General features: G+C 47.7%; 18 protein-coding genes and 1 pseudogene. 9 read left to right on the top strand and 10 right to left on the bottom strand.

Features of this window, described 5'->3' with window-relative positions; all coding sequences use genetic code 11:
- Window positions 1-75 precede the first annotated feature (75 nt).
- The 6 genes and pseudogenes from NC994_RS16120 to NC994_RS16095 all read left to right on the top strand — a co-directional run.
- A complete protein-coding gene (locus NC994_RS16120) occupies window positions 76-2,286 on the top strand; it encodes a family 1 glycosylhydrolase (protein ID WP_242030415.1) in 2,211 nt (736 codons plus the stop codon).
- Between the two features lie 72 nt (window positions 2,287-2,358).
- Window positions 2,359-2,781 carry an STAS domain-containing protein gene (locus NC994_RS16115; RefSeq protein ID WP_190439061.1) on the top strand — a complete coding sequence of 141 codons (423 nt, stop codon included), beginning with the start codon at window positions 2,359-2,361 and terminating at the stop codon, window positions 2,779-2,781.
- 1,271 nt (window positions 2,782-4,052) lie between these two features.
- Window positions 4,053-6,026, top strand: coding sequence for a glycoside hydrolase family 2 TIM barrel-domain containing protein (locus NC994_RS16110; protein ID WP_190410073.1), 1,974 nt, complete (start codon window positions 4,053-4,055; stop codon window positions 6,024-6,026).
- On the top strand, window positions 5,938-7,038 hold the full coding sequence (gene galT, locus NC994_RS16105; RefSeq protein WP_190439059.1) for a galactose-1-phosphate uridylyltransferase: 1,101 nt from the start codon (window positions 5,938-5,940) through the stop codon (window positions 7,036-7,038). Before NC994_RS16110 ends, galT begins: the two co-directional genes overlap by 89 nt.
- 114 nt (window positions 7,039-7,152) lie before the next feature.
- Complete coding sequence (locus NC994_RS16100) at window positions 7,153-8,247, top strand: M24 family metallopeptidase (RefSeq protein WP_190439057.1); 1,095 nt, start codon at window positions 7,153-7,155, stop codon at window positions 8,245-8,247.
- A 159-nt stretch (window positions 8,248-8,406) separates the two neighbouring features.
- A pseudogene (locus NC994_RS16095) lies at window positions 8,407-8,742 on the top strand (DUF6745 domain-containing protein); the annotation flags it as partial.
- 34 nt (window positions 8,743-8,776) lie between these two features.
- On the opposite strand, the gene NC994_RS16090 reads toward NC994_RS16095, so the two are convergent.
- From NC994_RS16090 to NC994_RS16060, 7 genes are all read right to left on the bottom strand, one after another.
- A complete protein-coding gene (locus NC994_RS16090) occupies window positions 8,777-9,148 on the bottom strand; it encodes a signal peptidase I (protein WP_190410076.1) in 372 nt (123 codons plus the stop codon).
- 216 nt (window positions 9,149-9,364) lie between these two features.
- A complete protein-coding gene (locus NC994_RS16085; RefSeq protein WP_190439054.1) occupies window positions 9,365-11,473 on the bottom strand; it encodes a M3 family metallopeptidase in 2,109 nt (702 codons plus the stop codon).
- Between the two features lie 107 nt (window positions 11,474-11,580).
- A complete protein-coding gene (locus tag NC994_RS16080; protein WP_190439051.1) occupies window positions 11,581-12,600 on the bottom strand; it encodes an aldo/keto reductase in 1,020 nt (339 codons plus the stop codon).
- Between the two features lie 203 nt (window positions 12,601-12,803).
- Window positions 12,804-14,774 carry a leucine-rich repeat domain-containing protein gene (locus NC994_RS16075; RefSeq protein ID WP_242032582.1) on the bottom strand — a complete coding sequence of 657 codons (1,971 nt, stop codon included), beginning with the start codon at window positions 14,772-14,774 and terminating at the stop codon, window positions 12,804-12,806.
- A 56-nt stretch (window positions 14,775-14,830) separates the two neighbouring features.
- Window positions 14,831-15,169 (bottom strand): cytochrome c6 PetJ, encoded by a 339-nt coding sequence (gene petJ / locus NC994_RS16070; RefSeq protein ID WP_190439049.1) that lies wholly within the window; start codon window positions 15,167-15,169, stop codon window positions 14,831-14,833.
- A gap of 53 nt (window positions 15,170-15,222) precedes the next feature.
- Entirely contained in the window at window positions 15,223-15,489 is a 267-nt protein-coding gene (locus tag NC994_RS16065; RefSeq protein ID WP_190439046.1) for a hypothetical protein, read from the bottom strand.
- Window positions 15,490-15,600: 111 nt separating this feature from the next.
- Window positions 15,601-15,825 (bottom strand): hypothetical protein, encoded by a 225-nt coding sequence (locus NC994_RS16060; protein WP_190410082.1) that lies wholly within the window; start codon window positions 15,823-15,825, stop codon window positions 15,601-15,603.
- Window positions 15,826-15,949: 124 nt separating this feature from the next.
- Between NC994_RS16060 and NC994_RS16055 the strand changes: the two genes are divergently transcribed.
- Together NC994_RS16055 and NC994_RS16050 are read left to right on the top strand one after the other, a co-directional pair.
- The gene (locus NC994_RS16055; RefSeq protein ID WP_190439043.1) at window positions 15,950-17,413 is read left to right on the top strand and encodes an alpha/beta fold hydrolase; all 1,464 of its coding nucleotides are present in this window, start codon (window positions 15,950-15,952) and stop codon (window positions 17,411-17,413) included.
- Between the two features lie 163 nt (window positions 17,414-17,576).
- Window positions 17,577-18,386, top strand: coding sequence for a histidine kinase (locus tag NC994_RS16050; RefSeq protein ID WP_190410084.1), 810 nt, complete (start codon window positions 17,577-17,579; stop codon window positions 18,384-18,386).
- 154 nt (window positions 18,387-18,540) lie between these two features.
- On the opposite strand, the gene NC994_RS16045 is transcribed toward NC994_RS16050, so the two are convergent.
- Together NC994_RS16045 and NC994_RS16040 are read right to left on the bottom strand one after the other, a co-directional pair.
- Window positions 18,541-18,732 carry a YqaE/Pmp3 family membrane protein gene (locus tag NC994_RS16045; protein ID WP_190410085.1) on the bottom strand — a complete coding sequence of 64 codons (192 nt, stop codon included), beginning with the start codon at window positions 18,730-18,732 and terminating at the stop codon, window positions 18,541-18,543.
- Between the two features lie 213 nt (window positions 18,733-18,945).
- Window positions 18,946-19,338, bottom strand: a complete 393-nt coding sequence (locus NC994_RS16040; protein ID WP_190439040.1) for a phage holin family protein — start codon at window positions 19,336-19,338, stop codon at window positions 18,946-18,948.
- Between the two features lie 50 nt (window positions 19,339-19,388).
- On the opposite strand from NC994_RS16040, the gene NC994_RS16035 reads away from it, so the two are divergent.
- Window positions 19,389-19,538: a hypothetical protein gene (locus tag NC994_RS16035; protein ID WP_190429278.1), complete on the top strand. Its 150-nt coding sequence runs from the start codon at window positions 19,389-19,391 to the stop codon at window positions 19,536-19,538.
- A 186-nt stretch (window positions 19,539-19,724) separates the two neighbouring features.
- Here NC994_RS16035 and NC994_RS16030 read toward each other — a convergent pair whose 3' ends face one another.
- Window positions 19,725-20,003: a hypothetical protein gene (locus NC994_RS16030; RefSeq protein ID WP_190429277.1), complete on the bottom strand. Its 279-nt coding sequence runs from the start codon at window positions 20,001-20,003 to the stop codon at window positions 19,725-19,727.
- Window positions 20,004-20,007 lie beyond the last annotated feature (4 nt).

Here is a 20,007-nt window from a genome sequence, read left to right as displayed (position 1 = left end):
AGTAAAGAACTAATCATTAGCAATTCTGAACGAACTCAAAACTCAAAGCCCAAAACTCAAAACTCTAAATTGGAGATGTGGGCTGGAGTAGAGTGTACCGTTAACCGCGTAGGCGATCGCTATTTCAACCAGTTGGAACGAAACGGCCACAAAACGCGCTTAAGTGATCTCAATTTGTTTGCCGAACTCGGCGTAAGTGCCATTCGCTACCCGATCCTCTGGGAATTAACTGCCCCTGATGGGCCAGATAGCGCCGATTGGTCTTGGGCGGATGAACGACTGGGACGTTTGCGCGAACTCGGTATCCGTCCCATTGTCGGTTTAGTTCACCACGGCAGTGGCCCTCGTCATACAAGCCTGGTGAATCCCACCTTTGCCTCTGGGCTTGCCCAGTTCGCCGAAGCCGTTGCCCAACGCTATCCGTGGGTGGAAAATTACACCCCTGTTAACGAGCCGCTCACGACAGCGCGTTTTAGCGGATTATACGGTCACTGGTATCCTCACGGTCGGGATAGTTTAACTTTCTTGCAGGCATTGCTGACGCAACTCCGCGGCACAATTCTGTCAATGCAGGGCATTCGCCAAGTTAACCCAGACGCAAAGCTGGTGCAAACCGAGGACTTGTGCAAGGTGTTCAGCACGCCACAGATGGCGTACCAAGCAGAGTTTGAAAATGAGCGTCGCTGGCTGAGTTTCGATCTGCTGTCTGGTCGCCTCAATCCCGATCGCCCGATGTGGCAATATCTATGTAAAGTTGGAATTCCTGAAGCTGAACTGGAGTGGTTTTTAGAAAATCCCTGTCCGCCAGACATTATTGGGATTAACCACTACTTAACGAGCGATCGCTTTCTGGATGAGCGCCTAGAACGCTATCCCCAGTGGACGCACGGCGGAAATGGGCGGCAGCAGTACGCAGATGTCGAGGCAGTGCGGGTGCGTGCTGAAGGAATCGCCGGACCCTACACGCTAATCAAAGAGACATGGGAACGCTACGGCTTGCCAATTGCGGTCACTGAAGTCCATCACGGTTGCACCCGCGAGGAACAACTGCGCTGGGTTAAAGAGGTGTGGGAAGCAGCAACCCGTCTGCGTTCCGAAGGCATCGATCTGCGGGCTATCACCGCTTGGTCGCTCCTCGGTTCTTATGACTGGACTAGCTTGGTAACAAAAGATAACGGTCATTACGAGCCTGGGGTGTTCGACTTGCGATCGCCCGAACCCCGCCCAACTGCGATCGCCCATATGCTGCGCGAGTTGGCACGCGGCGAGATGCCTCACCATCCCCTTTTGGATGTGCCAGGATGGTGGCATAGAAACCAGCGACTGCTCTATCCACCCGTTGCGGAGAGCAATGGCGCAGAGGCGCAGAGGCACAAAAACCCAGAAACGCACCTCAGTCCTCAGTACCTAAGCACCTCCACACCTGTCCGTTCTTCCTCACCGCGTCCGCTCGCCATTATTGGAGCGAGAGGCACGCTGGGGAAAGCTTTTGCTCGAATTTGCGACATCCGGGGTATCCCCTATCACCTCCTTAACCGTCAGGAACTGGATATTGCCGATCCTGCCTCGGTTAAGCGGGTACTGGCTGAACTCAAGCCTTGGGCGGTTGTAAATGCGGCTGGATACGTTCGCGTAGATGATGCGGAGCGCGAACCGGATGCTTGTCTGCGCGAAAACGCAGTTGGCCCAGCAACTCTTGCGGCTGCTTGCGCGATGCAGAAAGTGGCGTTGCTCACCTTCTCATCGGATCTGGTATTTGATGGAACTGGTGTTGCTCCTTATGTGGAGAGCGATGCTGTTGCACCGCTCAATGTGTATGGACGCAGCAAAGTAGAAGCTGAGTCGCAAGTTCTAAAGTTTCATCCCTCGTCGCTCGTCGTCCGCACCAGCGCCTTCTTCGGGCCGTGGGACGAGTACAACTTTATTACAATGGCGCTCCGCACCCTAGCGGCAGGAAAACCCTTTATTGCGGCAGAAGATTCGGTCATTTCACCGACCTACGTTCCGGATCTGGTCAATGCCAGCCTTGACCTCTTAATTGATAGCGAGAACGGTTTGTGGCACATTGCGAACCCTGGTGAGAGTTCTTGGGCAGATTTGGCACGGTTTGCTGCAAAGAAAGCTGGTTTCGATGCTACCCGAATTGAAGCTTGTCCCATGCAAGCGCTGAGGCTATTGGCACCACGCCCAATCTACAGCGTTCTGGGCAGCGAACGAGGGGTACTGTTGCCGTCGCTGGAAAATGCGATCGCCCGCTACTTCCAAGAATCCAAAATTTCCCTGTAAAAATCGATACTTTAACCCACTCTAAGGTGGGCAGTGCCCACCTTAGTCCATTTACCCATTGAGGTTTTTAAGATGAACGTTCTTTTTAAAATCGTTAAATCCCCAGACATTTTTGATAGCTCTAGAGCAGCTCAGTTTCATCAAGAAATTGAGAATCTGATCGACGCAGGAGTCAAATTTGTTCTCCTCGATCTCAAAAATGTCACTTTTATCAGTAGTTCTGGCTTAATGGCTCTTGTTTCAATGGTAAGGCTTACCCGCTCCGCAGGTTGCAAAATTTTACTTTATTCCAAGAGCGAACAGGTTAGGATTTTATTGGAGATGACGGGTTTAGATCAGGTTTTGGAAACCTTTAATAAGTCAGAAGGATTTCAAAGTTTAGGAAGCTTAACGCGAGCTAATGTTAATCCTATATCAGAAACCTTGTCAAAGTCAGCATATTCACCAAAGCTGAAATCTACCAGCTCGCCTGTCCAGCCTGCTTCGGCTCGTTAAATCGTTAAGTTTTCGCGATTCTTCTCCAAAATTGGAGCGTGTGTTCCTGAACGATGAACGCAGCAAAATTATTACTCTTTTGCTTCTAACAATGCCTGACAAGCGTTGTGCTAACGTATCCTACTCTTGAGAAAAGGTACGTTATCAATGAAGCAACAGTAATATACTCTTTCTGCGAACGGCAAATAACCCAATTTAATAACATCTCCCAATTTTCTTAATTGCAACCATCACAGTTATCCTGACATAACGCCGGATTTACAATTCTGACCAATCCAAATTTTTTCCATTAGCCAGAGAGAGGGCATTTGGGCGAATATCTTCGCTCACCTTACTGGAAAAATCCCGCCATAAATCTTAACGATCTGCCGTCGATCGATTTGATTCTACTCTCGCAAATGCACAAAGCTCGTTTCGAGTGCATTGCAGAGCAAAAACTGAATACAAACATTCCCATCATATCTTCCCTTTCCGCAACTGCTACAATTAATAAAGAAGGGAGTTTAATGCAACCTAATCTGCTCAAAACTTGGAACCTTTAACTGTTACCAAGGGGAATGTTGATTTTTAGCTTAAGTCGATGCCTGGAAGACACGGGTCGATGCTCCTCACAGCCGTACTACCACCTGTTATGCGAGGCTGCTAAAGCTTTAACCTGCTTCTGGGAAGACGGCATTTCGTCTCTTTATTACTGGCAATACCTTCGCTAACCAACAACTGAAGGAAATTCCTCGACAGTATTCGGATATCGATTTGGTTTTGCTGCACTTGTATGGAACAAAAGCATTCGCAATTCGTCTGATAATCGATGCCAAGCAAGGCGTTAAGGCAATTCAATAAATTGTTCTTTCTATGCCATCCCAATTCACTCCAACGATTACACGAATTTTAAATCGTCGTTAGAGGATTTTATGCAAGCTATTATGGCAACGGAACTCAAACAAAAAGTTACGTATCTGAGTCACGATAAGACTTACAATTTTGAGGCGTCGATAACACAGTAGCCGGATATGTGGTACAGAGGCAACGTACCTCGCTCCGGAAAAGATCGGCAAATGGATGTAGTAATAATGATAGGCATTACTTATCCTATTAATGGCATTAAACAGTCTTGGTTCTTAAACTGTATTTTTGCTAGAAAAAAATAACCTTAAATCGCTGAAATCCAGACTGTGTAGACATTTAAAAAATTTTATAGAAAAACACTTAAAAGAGTTAGTACTCAGATATTTATGGGTACTCTAGAAATATAACCTTGGATAGATGACTATATGCACTCTTTAGGGAAATGGCTGGAGAATTGTTATATCGCGTCTGGCGGCGCTACTCAGTCTAATTTTGACCAGTTCGACAGAGCATATCCGCGTCCACAGTTACAGCGATCGCATTGGATTTGTCTCAACGGTCCGTGGAAGTTTACTTATGACGATGAGGGGAAGATAACTCGACCCTCAGATGTTTCCGGGTGGACGCATACAATTGAAGTTCCCTTCGCGCCAGAATCCTCAAAAAGTGGCATTGGCGACACAGGGTTTCACCCGAACTGCTGGTATGAGCGGGAATTTAACATTGTTAAGGGTGCAGGTCGGGTGCTGCTTCACTTCGGGGCGGTAGATTATCGCGCCCGCGTGTGGATCAACGGTCAATTTATGGCTGACCATGAAGGCGGACATACTCCCTTCAGCATCGATATTACGCCAGTATTTAATGAGAACGGACCGCAGCGGGTAACAGTGTGGGCGCAAGACGACCCCCAAGACTTGGCAAAACCTCGTGGTAAGCAAGATTGGCAACTGGAACCGCACAGTATTTGGTACCCGCGCACCACTGGGATTTGGCAGACCGTTTGGGCGGAGATCGTTCCTTCTACTTATATTGAGCGCATCCGCTGGACGCCGCACTTTGAGCGTTGGGAAATTGGCTTTGAAGCTTTTGTTGCAGGTGACCAGTGCGATGGCATCGAGGTAAAGGTAAAACTAACCGTTGGCTGCCAGTTGCTAGTCAACGATACCTATGAAGTAATTCACGGAGAGATTCACCGACGCATTGCCCTTTCTGACCCTGGTATTGACGACTACCGCAACGAGTTGCTTTGGAGTCCGGAAAAGCCAACTCTGATCGATGTTGAGGTGCAGTTGTGGTCTAATGGCGAGTTGCTGGATGAAATCAAGTCTTATACCGCAATGCGGACGGTGGGAATCCAGCGCGATCGCTTTATGCTCAATGGTCGTCCCTACTATCTGCGACTGGTTCTAGACCAAGGCTATTGGCCTGAAACTCTGATGACCGCACCTTCCGATGAAGCGTTGCGGCAAGATGTTGAGCTAGTCAAAGCAATGGGATTCAACGGGGTTCGCAAGCACCAGAAGATTGAAGACCCCCGCTTCTTGTATTGGGCAGATGTGCTAGGACTGATGGTTTGGGAAGAAATGCCCAGCGCCTATCGCTTCTCTCCTAAAGCGGTGGAACGGATTACCAAGGAGTGGACTGAGGTCATTGAACGCGATGCCAGCCATCCTTGCATTGTCGTCTGGGTGCCCTTCAACGAATCTTGGGGTGTTCCCGATTTGACAGCGACAGCAGCCCACCAGCACTGCGTCCAAGCACTGTATCATTTGACCAAGACTCTCGATCCAACTCGTCCAGTCATCGGTAACGACGGTTGGGAAAGTGCGGCGACCGATATTTTGGCTATCCACGACTACGATAATAAGCCGACTCGGATGGCAAAACGCTACGGTCCAGAAGTGAAGCTATCAGACCTTTTCGATCGCCAACGTCCGGGTGGGCGGGTTCTGACGCTGGATGGCTATCCTCATCAAGGACAGCCGATCATGCTGACTGAGTTTGGCGGTATTGCTTATGCGGGTCGGGAAGATAAAAAAGCTTGGGGATATGTGCGTTCCCATGATGTCTCCGAACTGCAAATCCGGTATACGGCGCTACTAGATGTGGTGAACCGAGTCGAGTTATTTAGCGGTTTTTGTTACACCCAGTTGACCGATACCTACCAAGAAGCGAACGGACTGCTATATGCCGACCGGACTCCGAAATTTCCTATCGAAGCGATCGCATATGCAACTCTAGGCAGGGGTGAGGAAGACGAAGAGGACGTTATGCTCACAACAGTTAAAGCTGCATTGGGGCAAGAAAACAATGTATTCCCAGGAGCTGTTGAAGCCGGATGGTCGCAAGCTGATTCTATACAGCAGATTCCCCATTGCGGAGGAAATTACAGCCACTAGCCCTAGTAATGAGCCAGTGCAGGCGAATCCTCACCTGCGCTGGCATCCGTTGCGGGGCGAATGGATTGCTTATGCAAGTCACCGTCAGGGGCGGACTTTTATGCCGCCCCCAGAATACAATCCGTTAGCACCTACCAAAGATCCTCAGTTTCCGACGGAACTCCCGCAGGGGAAATATGATATGGCGGTGTTCGACAACCGCTTTCCCTCAATGGCTTTAGGGGCACACGATCCACCCGCTAGCATTGTGCAGACTCTCCCAGCAAACGGCGCGTGCGAAGTGGTCGTATTTACGCAAGATCCGCAAGCTTCCCTCAGTTCTTTAGAACTGGATCAATTAGAGTTATTGTTGCAAGTTTGGGGCGATCGCACTCGCGCTTTAGGCGAAATGCCCCAGATTCAGTATGTACTGCCTTTTGAGAATAAAGGGGTCGAAATGGGGGTGACTTTACAGCATCCCCACGGGCAAATCTACGCTTATCCGTTTGTTCCACCCGTCCCAGCGCGGATGTTAGAGAGGCAACAAGCGTATTATCAGGAACATCAGCGGGGTTTGCTGCAAGATTTGATCCAAAAAGAGATTTTGGATAATCAGCGAATTATTTATCTGGATGAGGAAGCGATCGCATTTGTCCCCGCTTTTGCCCGTTACCCTTACGAAGTCTGGATTGCCCCGATTCAGCCCACCGCTACATTTGTGGATCTGACAGATGGGCAGCGCCAAGGACTCGCCAAAGCCTTAAAAACGGTCACTCTCAAGTATGACGGTTTGTGGAATCGTCCTTTCCCTTACTTGATGGCGTGGTTCCAAGCACCTACCGATGGAAATCCGCACCCAGAAGCGCATCTGCACGCAGAGTTGTATCCTCCCTATCGGACTCAGGATCGGCTTAAGTACCTGGCGGGAACCGAACTAGCCGCAGGTATGTTTGCCAATGATGCGCTTCCGGAGGAGAAGGTGAAGGAGTTGCAAGCTGTCGTCATCACACTTGAGAATCCTGTGCGGTTGTGAATCAAAACTTAACCCCCGAATCCCTTCGTTTGCAGGGAAGGGGCAAGAACTTCAGTTTCCTCCCCGTTTCCGGGAGGGGCTGGGGGAGGAATTTCCTGCTGTAAGAGGTGAGTTATGAATCAAGTTAGTGAAGAAGTCTCTCAGAAGCTAGAGTTAATCCGAAACGCCTTAACAGAATCTGAAGCGCAGGGTTTGCGATTGCGCGGCACAGATTGGTTCGCCTGGGCGACTGCTGGCGGTTCTAGCACCGTACTGCTGACGGCTGAAACTGGAATCGCAGAAGTGCTGGTGACTGCTGAGGATGCCTGGATATTAACCGATGAAATCGAAGCGCAGCGGTTAAAAGATGAGGAAATTTCCGGAAATTTCCAGCATTATGCTAATCCTTGGGCTGATGCGGCGGCGCGTGAATCTTTTGTGCAACAGGCGACCAATGGAGGGAAGGTTTTAAGCGATCGCCCGATTCCTCATGTCGAGAAACGATTACCCGCGTCTCTACAACAGCATAAACGAACCCTGATGTCGAGCGAGCTGGAGCGATATCGCCAGTTAGGGCGTCAGGCAAGCGAGGCGATGACAGAGGTACTCAAAGCCGCCAAGCCGGATTGGACAGAATATCAGCTTGCCGGTGCGGGTGCGGAGGCATTATGGGCGCGGGGGATACATCCAGCGCTGACGCTGGTAGCAGGCGAGAGACGTTTGCCCCTATACCGTCATGCTACCGCCACAGGTGAAGAGATTGGACGGCAAGCGATGCTGGTATTTTGCGCCAGAAGACATGGTTTGTATGCGAATCTGACCCGATTTGTATCATTCGGTTCGTCGGATGAAAGCGCCAAATTGCATGGTGATGTGCGTCAAATTGAAGCGGAAGCTTTGAATTTTTTAAAGCCTGGAATCGCTCTGAATGCAGTTTATGACACTTTAGCTGATGTTTATCAAAAGCACGGATATCCTAATGCCATCCGAGAACATCATCAAGGTGGAACGACTGGATATTTGGCGCGAGAAGTTGTAGCGAATCCGACGACTAATGACACGTTGGAAGAAAATATGGCTATCGCCTGGAATCCCAGTGTACGGGGTGCAAAGATTGAGGATACTTTTGTACTTCTCAAAGATGGATTGGAAAATTTGACTTTCGATCCAAATTTTCCCAGTGTCGAAGTAGCCGGAAGATTGCGCCCTGTGCCCTTGAAGGTTGGGTAATGAGAATGCCTTGACGAATGGAATTCGCGGCTATACAGACGAAACCTGCCTACGCAGGTTTTAAGATGTCAAATTTTCCGTTAGTCCGCGCAGGCGGACTTTGTTTGTCTAGCTGCGATTTCTAATCGCCATAGTTATGAACTGCGTAATAAAATACTTGAAAAATCTGGGAAGCTGCATCCGAATCAGTGGGAAGCAAAATGGATAATAGATGAAGATAACGCCGAACTGCGGCGAGTGCTAATTCAAGGAATTGGCTACGAAAGAATCGCCCAGAAATTAGGGGCAATTGCGTTAGATTCTTATCAAAAATACAGTTTATTAAAAATTGATACCGATATTGATATAGAGCCGATATCTTTGTTGAAGATGACTTGCCCAAGCACCGGATTTATTCATGTGTTGCGCGTACCACCTGAGATGATATCGGCACGGGAAGCGATCGCTTGGGTGAATTGGGGAATTAATCCAGAAGAATTTTCTGTGCAAACATGAATTTTTTTGATGATTAACACGATATTGAAAGCAATTAACTAACTGCTACACTATCTCCCAACTTTGAAGGCCAGCGGACAGTCAGAATGGTACAATCTGACTCGGCAGACCAAGAATGGGGCACGCCTGGAGACCAGAGAACGTAGTCGCCTTCACGAGACAGTAAGACTTCTTGCTCTGGAAATTTAACGTGAAATCGTCCTTTAATCAGGATAGAAAGTGTCGTTGCTTCCTCATTCATTGCCCATTCGGATCTACCGTCTCCTGCTGGGTGAATCCCCCATTTCACTTCTAGGCTGGAAGTCGATCGAATGTCATCGATTGGGTTTATAAAATGACCGAGAAACCAACCAGAACGATTTGCACCTTCACTATGAGCATTCCCAACAACAACATTAGACGGCATTTGCGAATCCTTGCTTATATGCAAGTATTAATTTTATAAAACTCAGCAAAATTATCAAGTCGGATGACTAAGTGTTAACGCACAAGTGCTAACGCACAAATGTGAACGCACACAGATTGTGCAAAATCTTAGGAATTGTAGAGACGCAAAATTCTACGTCTCTACAGGATGGGATTTCTCTCTACTCCCGGCGAGATTTCCCGGCGAAATGATTCCTTAACGTGACGCCACGGCTAAGCCGCTATGGCGCAGTAAAGGCTCCGTACTCGGTTCGCGTCCCCGGAAGGACTTGAACACTTCCATCGGGTGCAAGCTACCACCCAGCGCCAACACGGTGTCGCGGAAGCGCTTACCTGTAGAAGCTACAGCCGTCTCATCTTCTAAGCCAGCGTCTTCAAAAGCTGCAAAGGCATCAGCACTGAGAACTTCAGCCCACTTGTAGCTGTAATAACCCGCCGCATAGCCGCCAGCAAAGATATGTCCGAACCCGCATAAAAAGGCATCTTCTGGCAGCGGGGACAAAATTGTTGTGGTTTTGGCAATGCGGTTTCGCACATCAGCTACACTTTCATTCCCACCCGGTTGATAGCGATGGTGCAGTTCAATGTCAACTAAGCTAAAGTGCAATTGCCGCAGCGTGCCAGTACCGCTCATGTAGTTGCGTGCTGCCAAAAGCTTTTGGTAATAATGCTCTGGTAAGGTTTCCCCGGTTTCGTAGTGCTTCGCCATTCCCATCAAAGTGGGTCGGTCATAGCACCAGTTTTCCATGAACTGGCTGGGTAATTCTACCGCATCCCATTCCACATTGTTGATGCCTGCTGCACCCGGGTAATCAACCTTGGTCAGCATATGCTGCAAGCCGTGACCGAATTCGTGGAATAAGGTTTCTACCTCGCCAAAAGTCATCAGGCTGGGTTTGCCATCGACTGGGGGAGTCTGGTTGCAGACCAAATAGGCGACGGGTAAGCGTGTGGTGGGCGTGCCAGCTTCGATAATTTTGGCACGGACTAGGCACTCGTCCATCCAGGCACCGCCGCGCTTTTCGGCTGGACGGCTGAAAGGATCTAAATAGAAGTATGCGATCGCATTGCCTGTTTCATCGGCAATCTGGAAGTAACGCACATCCTCATTCCACACTGGGGCTTGACCATCAGCCGCCGTGACGGTAATTCCAAATAACCGCTTGACGAGGCTGAATAGCCCATCTAGCACTTGCGGTAAGGGGAAGTAAGGGCGTAACTCTTCTGCACTGAAGGCGAACTTTTCTTCTCGCTGGCGTTCCGACCAAAAGCTGATATCCCAGTGCTTCAAGTCGCTGCTTTCTGCGGCTCCTTTACTAGCAGCATAAGCTTTTAATTCTTCTAATTCCTTCTTAGCAGCATCATAACTAGCGCCGCGCAGTTCATCTAGCAGCCCCTCAACTGCTTCAACGCTGGGAGCCATTTTTCGGGCTAAGCTTAACTCGGCAAAACTGTCAAAACCGAGTAGCTTTGCCTTTTCTTGGCGCAGTTCCAAAATGCGCTCGATGAGTGGGGTGTTATCTAACTCGCCACTCGATGCACGGCTGATATAGGCTTTATAAAGCTTTTCGCGCAAGTCCCGACGGGTGCTGTGCTGCAAGAAAGGGCCAAAGCTGGGAAAATCCAGGGTGATGCGCCAAGGGCCATTTTCAGGGGTGGCGTTTTCTTCGCCAGCAGCACGGGCAGTTTGAGCGGCTAGACTCACTAAACTGGGCGGTAAGCCGTCAACTTCGTCTTTGTTGGTGAGTGTCAAGCTAAACGCTTTGGTGGCGTCGAGGACGTGGTTAGAGAACTTGGTGGAAAGTTCTGCTAATTCGAGTTGAATAGCGTTGAAGCGATCGCGCTTTTCTCCTTCCAACCCAACGCCGGAAAGTTCGGCATCTTTAATCGCTGATTCGACAATCCGCTTTTGGGCTGGTTCCAGGCTATCCCAAGCGTTGCTATTTTGCAGCGCTTTAAATGCTTCATACAACGGCTTACTTTGGTTCAGCTTGTTGGAAAACTGCACCACTTTTGGCTGAACGGTTTCGTGAGCTTCGCGGATTTCGGGGCTATTCTTCACAGCCATCAAATGACCGACAATGCCCCAACTCCAGGTTAAGCGTTCAACCAGCTGTTGGAGTGGATCGACTAAACCGCTCCAAGTCGGTTCTACCTGAGTTTCTAGGGTGGCAAGTTCCTGTTCTAGTTCAGCCAGTAGCTGCGTCATCGCCGGAACGACGTGTTCCGGCTTGATGGCATCAAATGGGGGCAGCCCTTTGCCGATGAGTAACGGGTTATCAGTAATAATGGCGTTTGCACTCATAGGTGATTTGTTTGTAAACGTGTTTGGGCTGAATTGTCCTAGTTATCCGATCTTAAGAAAAAAATCAGCTACCCTTACAGGGTGGTTAACCGTAGCGAAGTTGCGGTTTATCGTCGGTACTCGTCGCCGCAGTCACCGATGACCTGGTATAGATCGCGCGATTGTTGAGCGATCGCATTCGTTCGCCGATCATCCTCTGCATCCAGTATCAAATCAAACACCCTGGCATTGTCTTCAATATGTTCCGACACCCCTAACCGTGCGCCGACGATTGCACCCGCGACTGCTGGCTGATCCAGAATATAACGCACCGCTACATTAGAGATATTTACCCCGTGCTTCTGGGCAATTTCTTGGAGGACAGAAAGTAACTCTTGAAATAAACTCCAACCACCCCACGCATCCACCATATTCTTGTATTTTCGCAAGCTAGCGGTCTTCAGTTCTCCCCCTCGCGGTTCCGGTTGTCCCAGATACTTTTCTGACAGCAAGCCGCCGCAGAGTGTCCCGTAAGCAAAAAGCTGGATGTCATTCTCTTGACAAAATTGCACCATGTTCGCTAAAGGACGGCGATCGACGATCGAAAACTGCACCTGATTGGACACAATTTTGATACCTGCTTCGGTAATAATTTTCAGGCGTTCTGTATCAAAATTTGTCAAAGCTAGGTGCTTGATTTTTCCCTCATCTTGCAGTTCCGCCATATACTTGAGCGCATCCAAGTAGTTTTTATCGCGGTAATCCCACCAGTGAAACTGCATCAAGTCTAAGGAATCGACTCCCATTCTTTTTAGGGAGATATTAATGTTATCTTCTACCAACTTGCGCGTCATTTTAGTGGGTCTTGGAACCCATTTTGTAAAAGCTTGCAAGTTAGACAACGCTTCTTCACCACGAGTTTCTACCAATTGCCGCCGGAACTCGCCAATAAAGTCCTCGGCGGGGCCATAATGGTCGGCTAAATCCCAAGTTGTGAAGCCTGCATCCATGTAATCAAACATATTTTGGATCGCAGCTTTTGAGTCAATTCGTCCGTGTGCGCCGGACACTTGCCACATTCCATTCAGTACACGGCAGATATTTAAATCTGGAGTAAATTGTAGTCTGCTTGATTCTGGTAAGTTCATGTTGATGCTTTGTTATATATAGATAAAATTATTGCTTATCGTGTCAGAACTTGGATGCGATACACAAACTTAACCTCTCCCCACGCCCCTCTCCTACTACGAGAAGGGATTTCTCTATCTCCTAATTTTGAAATTTAACCACAGTTAAACGCAGATAATTTATCAGTGTTTATCTGTGGTTAATAACTCTAAAAACTTAATATTCAGGTTTGCACGGAAAATTCTTCTGGATCGATGTCCCAATTGATCCAGCGAATCGCTGCACGAGCCGATGTAATATCCGGTGGTACTCGCATAGCATGAATGAAACCAGTGCTAGGACAGGCCATTTTCAGTAAGTGAATTGGCTCTTTTTCATCATCCTCAGAATCATCAGCCTGAAAACCATCAATATAAGCATCAAATTTTAGCAAAGTATATTCCTGCCAAGAATCTAATTCAGTTGCTTGCAATTCTTGACAGATTCGTGCATAGCCAATCCCCTGAATTAATACTCGACGCAGTTCAGCGTTATCTTCTTCTAAAAGCCATTGTACCTGCCATTGATCGGGATGCAATTTGCCATATTTTTCAGGCAATTTTACACCGTGATAGTAATATTCCGTATGCCATCCGTCAGCAAATTGAATCACGGCTTCGCCTTCCGCGTGGAGGCGATTTTGATTATCTAGCAAGATTTTGGTAGGGCGATCGCATACAAGACAAACCTTCTCATAGGGAAAAATCCAGCCACAATGCTCGAAAAGCTGGTTCAGACAGTCAAATGCTTCCTGTGTCTTTTGGTCAAGAGTGACACCTAATGAAGAAACATAAAATTCAGTTGCGTAGATTTCTTCAAAAAGCTCTGTGGGGGTGACTGGATAAAAATATTCTTCAAAATAAGAGTTAATCTTACTGATGAGTGATGGAAACTGCCGCCGAATTATTTCTCTATACTTCCGCGCTTCTTTTTCGCCTGCTGTCGGCTCCAATGGTATCTGCTGTGGCGCTATTGTATGCCTGATATGGAGCCACACTCCTTGACACGGAAATCCTTTCACAATCCCCCGAAGCGGCTTTAATAGTGACTCTCCCAACACGATAAGGGATTTCGTCGTCCCAGATTTTTGTTTTTCTGGTGTATTGTCTAGTTTGAGCAAGTTAAATAGTTGAGTCCGCGCGGCGTGTGGACTACAGCAAAAAAGAACTTCTGGTTCTTCTTTACCAATCGTTGCATAGGCAGATTTAATAGCTTTTTTGGCTTCTTGAAAATCGATCGGCTTCGTTAAGAGAGTGCGCCGTTTCTGTAGCAGCGGCAACAAACTTTGATTAACAATTGGATTGGCTTTGAGATCTAGATGGATGAGGTTGGTTAACCCAGAAAGCCCACTCAGCTCGGTAATTTGATTGCCACTGAGATACAACCAAATGAGGTTGGTTAACCTAGAAAGGGGACTCAAGTCGGTAATTCGATTGCCGCCGAGACTCAGTTCGGTTAGGTTGGTTAACTCAGAAAGCGGACTCAAGTCGGTAATTTGATTACCACTGAGATACAATCGGATGAGGTTAGTTAACCTAGAAAGTGGACTTAACTCGGTAATTTGATTGCCATCGAGACTCAGTTCGGTTAGGTTAGTTAACCTAGAAAGGGGACTCAAGTCGTTAATTTGAGTATTAACGAGACCCAGGTGGGTGAGGTTTGTTAACTCAGAAAGCAGACTCAAGTCGTTAATACGATTGTTATTTAGCTCTAGGTAGGTGAGGTTGGTTAACCCAGAAAGTGGACTTAACTCGGTAATTTGATTGCTACGGAGATACAGTTGGGTGAGGTTGGTTAACCCAGAAAGCGGACTCAAGTCATAAATGCGATTGCCATTTAGCTCCAGGCGGGTGAGGTTAGTTAACCCAGAAAGTGGACTTAACTCGGTAATTTGATTGTAATGTAGATACAGTTGGGTGATGTTGGTTAACCCAGAAAGCGGACTCAAGTCGTTAATATTATGCTCGGAAAGTCTGGGGTTTAGCTCAGTCCGCTTTGAAAGTATCCGCTCCGCTTCATAGCAGTCAGAAGTACCAGCTTGATGTAACAGCTCTTTAACTATAGCTCTTGCTGATTTTGAGAGGCTTTCTTCGTGCAAACACAAGTCAACAAAATTGTTAAAATTTGGGGTTGGGTTTGGCTGCGATTCGGACATATAGCACCTCTTTATTGAGATTGCGATCGCTTAATTAACTATGAATTGCTGACACATTATAAAGAACGCCAGCCTTTTTCAGCTTGTTCTAACACGTAAGCGGAAACAGCTTGGATTTCTTGTTCGGTTAAGCGGTCTTTGTATGCCGACATATTGTTTTTGCCGTTGGCGACGATGGATGCGATCGCATCCACGTTATCCATGTCATTTCGTTTTAATGCCTTGAGTTTTAGATTCTTCCCGCGTCTGATAATGTTGCCGCCGTTGAGATGACAGCCAGCACAGTGGACGCTAAAGATTTTGGCACCGTTAGCGGTATCTGCGGCTAAAGTTGGAATGCTAAAGGCAGTTAGCAAGGTAAATGTTAGAAGTAAGACAGTTAGTAGCTTCTTCAAGAGAGTTTTCCTCGGTTTCGATTAAATTGATCGCCAGCGGCACATCCGCTATTTTAAGAATCGGTATCTTCTCCATCAACTTCGCTGTCTTCTGTCGCTTCCTGAAGAAATAAGCGTGCCAATCTGTTATAGGTGCCAGCGCCAACAAATTGAGGATAAGTGTGAGAACGGCTGTACACCCAGACCAGTTCTTTCCCATCAAAAATGCGGATGTCTTGAAACAGACCTTTGCATTTTGGTTGCAGCGACTTAGCTGTATTTAATGCGTCCGTCCATCTTTCAAATTCTTGGGAAAATTCACGGGTGATGACTTTAAACATAAGCTTGGGCTTCTTTTTTGACTTCCTAATTTGAAGCTGAAGCGGCGGGTGGGAATTGGGGAAATGATTCTGGACAAGCGACTAAAAGCACCGATTTCAAAGTTCCTGATGTCAAAGTGCCTCAAAGGAAGCCGTGAACCCTTCAAGACTTAAACACTCGTCTTGGAAAGATTCGGCGTCTCCGACCTCTTCAACCTTGTATTCCATGAAGCGCTGACCATCTGGCGTTTTTTTGGAAGAGATACAAGTGCTTTGATACTTGTCTGCGATCGCTTTACAGGTAGTCCCATTGCGTTTCCAAGCATCGCCCGAACAGCGAATCGTTACCAGCCACATAACTTAAGTCTCCATTGATATTGGGGATGTTGCGATCGCGAAAACTCTGAGTTTCTCTGACGCAATCTGATGCATCATATCAAGGGTTATCACCCTAAGCCTAACTCCGGAGTTAAGGATTGATATGACTCGCAAGCGCTTATTTTCGCTAATTGCGGCGCTGTTGCTGATTGCACTTTCCTGGTGGGGGGTAGCGGCGGCGCGGACTGGATTGGTGACGCGAACATTCTCAGATAAAGGGTTGCCGATGCTGTACGTCGCACCAGAGGGTTTTGAACAGGGTTCTGAGAAAATACCCGGTGTGCTGGTGGCGCACGGCTATGCGGGTTCTAAGCAATTAATGCTGGGCTACGCGCACGTTTTGGCGCACGCGGGGTATGCCGTGATGTTGTGGGATTTCGGCGGACATGGCGCGAATCCAGCACCCCTAGAGCGCGATTCACTTCAGCAAGACCTGAATGTGGCTTATGCAGCCCTGTTGGAGCAACCAGAGGTCGATCCCAGCCGCTTGGCGCTGCTGGGGCACTCAATGGGTAGCGGTGCGGTGATGTCGGCGGGTATCCGCAATCCCGACCGCTTTGCGGCAACGGTTGCCGTCTCGCCAACGGGTGCGGGAGTGACGCCTTCTATCCCGCGCAATCTTCAGCTACAAGCCGGGAGTTGGGAAGGTGGATTTGTGACGAATGCCCAGCGGTTGCTGGCGGCGGCAGGAGGAGAAAACGATAACTTTGCTGGGGGAAGGGCGCGATCGCTCGTTATCATCCCGAACGCCGAACACATCACCATTCTCCTCCGCAATATCAGCCACCAAGCTGCCCGAACGTGGCTCGATGCTACCTTCAGAATTCAGAGTAGCAGTAACTATATTGACCGTCGGATGGCTTGGTATGCATTGCATCTGGTGGCATGGCTGTTGTTCCTTTTCGCCGTTGCCCCTGCTGTTGCTGACCCGGCGGCTACACCCATGCCAAGGGTGCATCCGCTACAAAGCTTCCTAGGTTCGCTGTTAGCTCCCTTCCTTGCCAGCGCTTCACTCCTATTGCTGAGCCGTATGGGGGAAATTGACAGCTTGGGTGGCGTCCTCGTCGGCGGTGCAATCGGAATTTGGTTCTTTGTGGCAGGCGTCGTCTGGTTGGGGATTCTCTTGCGCCTACAACGTCCTACACTCAGGGCGCTAGGGATAAGCTTAGGGCTGTTTGTACTGCTTTGGGTGGGCTTTGGGGCAATGGCACAGTCGGTGTGGCTGCAATGGTGGCTAATTCCGGCACGTCTGAAGCTTTGGCCTTTGCTGTCGTTGGCTTGCCTTCCCTGGTTTCTAGCGTCGGGAGTGGCGCAACAGGATGCTGGGGTACTCTCGCGGATGGCGTGGTGGTTGTGGCAAAGCGTGCTGCTAGTAGGCGGCTTTATTTTGGCGGTGTACTTGGTTCCGCAACTTGGTTTTATCTACTTGTTGCTGCCGCTATTTCCGCTAGCGATGGGTATTTTCTCCTTTGCTGGCAGCCAACTTAATAATGTGTGGAGTTATGCACTGGGGAGTGCGTTGTTTTTCGGTTGGGCGATCGTTGCTGCTTTCCCGCTCGCAAGTTAGCGAATACAGAATTAGAAGTTTTCTACCTAAAGGAAGTACCGATTTTGAAGCGATCGCGCCAGGATAGAAGAAGCAGATTATAACCTCTTTTTTGCTGGAAAGCTTGTACAAGTAGTTTAATTAAAGCTTCATCTAAATCAACTACTACAAACCGAGGAAGAAAATGCCTAATAATAAAATCAAAGAACAAATTACAACCGATCTCCATCAAGCTAAAGAAACAGGACAGCTCAGAGCAGAGCGGATTCGGGAAATTGTTCAATCTGCTGTCTCTCAGGTGGGTTCGGAGTTTAAGGAAGGTTCCACCGAACTTCGCTCAATTGTTAAAGATGCGGTTTCTGTGGTTCTGGAAAACTTGCAAGATAAAGGTGGCGAACTCAAAGAAGAAGTCACGGCTACGATTGAGGGAGCGGTTGAAGGCTTTAGCCATCTAAGACATCGAAATATTGCGAAAACACAGGCAGAAGTTAAACAGCTACAAGCTCAACTGGACAACGAAGAAAATGAACTCCAGCAAGAGATTGATAAGCTGCTAGTAGACATCGAAGAGTCTGGTAAAGATACCTCACCTTCTACCAAAACTGCCCTGGAGTCTGCGATTAATAATCTCAAAAACAGCGACGAGGTCGCATCGCTGAAAGAGCGTTATGCTCAACTGCAAGCTCAACTAGCGATTCTCCGAGCGAATTTGGCTGCACGTTACGGGGGACGCGCCGAGGACGTGAAAGGGTACCTGGACGAAGCGAAGCACTGGTACGACCGTTCCCGCCCTCAAGCTGAAATAATGGTTCAGCAGGTAGAACAAAAGCGATCGCAGGTTGAAGAAAAACTGGGTGATGCTGGGGTAGCGATCGCTAAGAAAGAACGTCAGGTACGTCAAATCTTGAGTGAGTTGTTACGAACAGCAGCAGATGCAATTCGCGAAAAAGAACCCGTGAGTAAATCAGGGACTCCTAAAGATTCTCACCATTAATTAAAACAGAACCAGCTAAGACTTAGCTGGTTCTGTTTTTTAAACTCAATTTTTAAACTTGCAGTAGGGTTTTAACACGCAACCAGCACTCAAGAAAGACTTCTACTCCCACTACTAGCGCTACAAGGGATAGAAGCGTCTAACTAACCTTGGCTTAGTATACGTTTTCTCCTCCAGCCATTCTTTCTTCGTGCTTCACGATTACCCAAACTGCATGAATACTACCGGGAAGCCAACCCAGAACCGTAAGCAAAATGTTGATGAATAAAGTTGGGCCAACACCAACTGTCAGAAAAATGCCTAAAGGAGGCACGAGAAGACCAGCCAGAATCCGGAGTAATTTCATGAGACTACTTCAACTTTCTTATTTAAACTCTTATTAGTCTTATTCTCCTAAATCAAGTAATTGAAGACCTCCCCCTAACGAATTATCTTCGTTTTGATAGATGGTATACAAAACTGCATTCATCTTTCTAGCTTGCAAACTAAAAAAGGAGGAACAGCATCTAGCTTTCCTCCTTTTTTTAATCTCTATCAATTTTACTTCTCTGGATAGAGATTAACCTTGAGTTTTCAAGTCACTACTGCTGCCGGTTAGTACACCCGCGTTTCTCTCAGCAAAATATTTGCTGATGAAAGTATTCGCAAAAGATAGAACGACGGGTGCCAACAGAAAAGCTAAAATCCCATGCATACTAAATCCGGGAACCAAAATTGAAGCCACCCAGAAACATATCCCGTTAACGACAAGCGAAAATGTTCCTAAGCTGACGAAGTTAAGCGGCATAGATAGGAGAGATAGAGTCGGCTTAACTCCGGCATTGACCAAGCCAATCGCTACAGCAGCAATTAAAGCAGCAGGAAATGTAGCAATATTAACACCTGGAACAAGTAAATCAACAATTAGTAGGCTAAGAGCCGTAGCTACCCAGGTAAAAAGCGTTCCCATCATGGTTTTTTTCCTTAGATTAACACAATAGAAAATTTTAAAGTCCTGATACTATGCTCAGCGATCGCCTAGCCTTCAACCTCCCTACGAAGGTAGATTTTTCTAGAAGCGATCGCCTGTTGCCTTGGTGTTTTAGTGTCTTGGTCGTTGATTACACACAAGATGTAGATAAGGTAGTTCCTCTCGCCAGGAGAAGGCAGTAAATCTCAATACAATCAGGACAACTTAAGCTAAGTGAAATTAGTGATGTATACGATGGGTGAGCGATAGCGAAATCTATGCAGGGGTTGGGTTTCCCAAGTCAAACACCACTTGCGTGCGGGGGTTTCCCCCGCACGCAAGTGGCTCCCCAACCTACGAACATCTTCAATTTAATTGCATCCGCTTACTTATTGCTGAGGTGCAGTTATGCTGACGTTATTCGTTGAGCTATCCAATACTATCCAGCCAGATTTCCCGTCTAAATTCTCTGCACTATTTGCCACTTTAAAATAGAGCTTCTCGCCGCCACGAGTTTCAACAGCAAAATCGGCTTTTTCCGCATAAACCACTTTAAATCCTCTGTCTCTCAGACAATACATCGCCCAAGCTTTCAGCGTGTGCTTGTGTGGTTCATATTGAATCGGAGGCTTGTTTAACGCCTCTTCCATCACCTTAATTAGCTGCACTGGT

The sequence above is a fragment of the Trichocoleus sp. AS-A1 genome, from assembly GCF_039962015.1.
Lineage (GTDB): Bacteria > Cyanobacteriota > Cyanobacteriia > Cyanobacteriales > FACHB-T130 > FACHB-T130.
The sequence above is the reverse complement of the archived record's forward strand: the minus strand, read 5'-3'. Positions and strand labels throughout refer to the sequence as shown.

Bases quoted from the DNA above. Each gene is read 5' to 3' on its own strand.
- NC994_RS16060 (WP_190410082.1), bottom strand. From the start codon at position 15,825: ATGTGGCTGGTAACGATTCGCTGTTCGGGCGATGCTTGGAAACGCAAT.
- NC994_RS16045 (WP_190410085.1), bottom strand. From the start codon at position 18,732: ATGAAATTACTCCGGATTCTGGCTGGTCTTCTCGTGCCTCCTTTAGGC.
- galT (WP_190439059.1), top strand. From the start codon at position 5,938: ATGTATTCCCAGGAGCTGTTGAAGCCGGATGGTCGCAAGCTGATTCTA.
- NC994_RS16085 (WP_190439054.1), bottom strand. From the start codon at position 11,473: ATGAGTGCAAACGCCATTATTACTGATAACCCGTTACTCATCGGCAAA.
- NC994_RS16120 (WP_242030415.1), top strand. From the start codon at position 76: ATGTGGGCTGGAGTAGAGTGTACCGTTAACCGCGTAGGCGATCGCTAT.
- NC994_RS16110 (WP_190410073.1), top strand. From the start codon at position 4,053: ATGCACTCTTTAGGGAAATGGCTGGAGAATTGTTATATCGCGTCTGGC.
- NC994_RS16080 (WP_190439051.1), bottom strand. From the start codon at position 12,600: ATGAACTTACCAGAATCAAGCAGACTACAATTTACTCCAGATTTAAAT.
- NC994_RS16115 (WP_190439061.1), top strand. From the start codon at position 2,359: ATGAACGTTCTTTTTAAAATCGTTAAATCCCCAGACATTTTTGATAGC.
- NC994_RS16100 (WP_190439057.1), top strand. From the start codon at position 7,153: ATGAATCAAGTTAGTGAAGAAGTCTCTCAGAAGCTAGAGTTAATCCGA.
- NC994_RS16040 (WP_190439040.1), bottom strand. From the start codon at position 19,338: ATGATGGGAACGCTTTTTACCTGGGTAGCTACGGCTCTTAGCCTACTA.
- NC994_RS16050 (WP_190410084.1), top strand. From the start codon at position 17,577: ATGCCTAATAATAAAATCAAAGAACAAATTACAACCGATCTCCATCAA.
- NC994_RS16035 (WP_190429278.1), top strand. From the start codon at position 19,389: ATGCTCAGCGATCGCCTAGCCTTCAACCTCCCTACGAAGGTAGATTTT.
- NC994_RS16055 (WP_190439043.1), top strand. From the start codon at position 15,950: ATGACTCGCAAGCGCTTATTTTCGCTAATTGCGGCGCTGTTGCTGATT.
- NC994_RS16065 (WP_190439046.1), bottom strand. From the start codon at position 15,489: ATGTTTAAAGTCATCACCCGTGAATTTTCCCAAGAATTTGAAAGATGG.
- NC994_RS16090 (WP_190410076.1), bottom strand. From the start codon at position 9,148: ATGCCGTCTAATGTTGTTGTTGGGAATGCTCATAGTGAAGGTGCAAAT.
- NC994_RS16075 (WP_242032582.1), bottom strand. From the start codon at position 14,774: ATGTCCGAATCGCAGCCAAACCCAACCCCAAATTTTAACAATTTTGTT.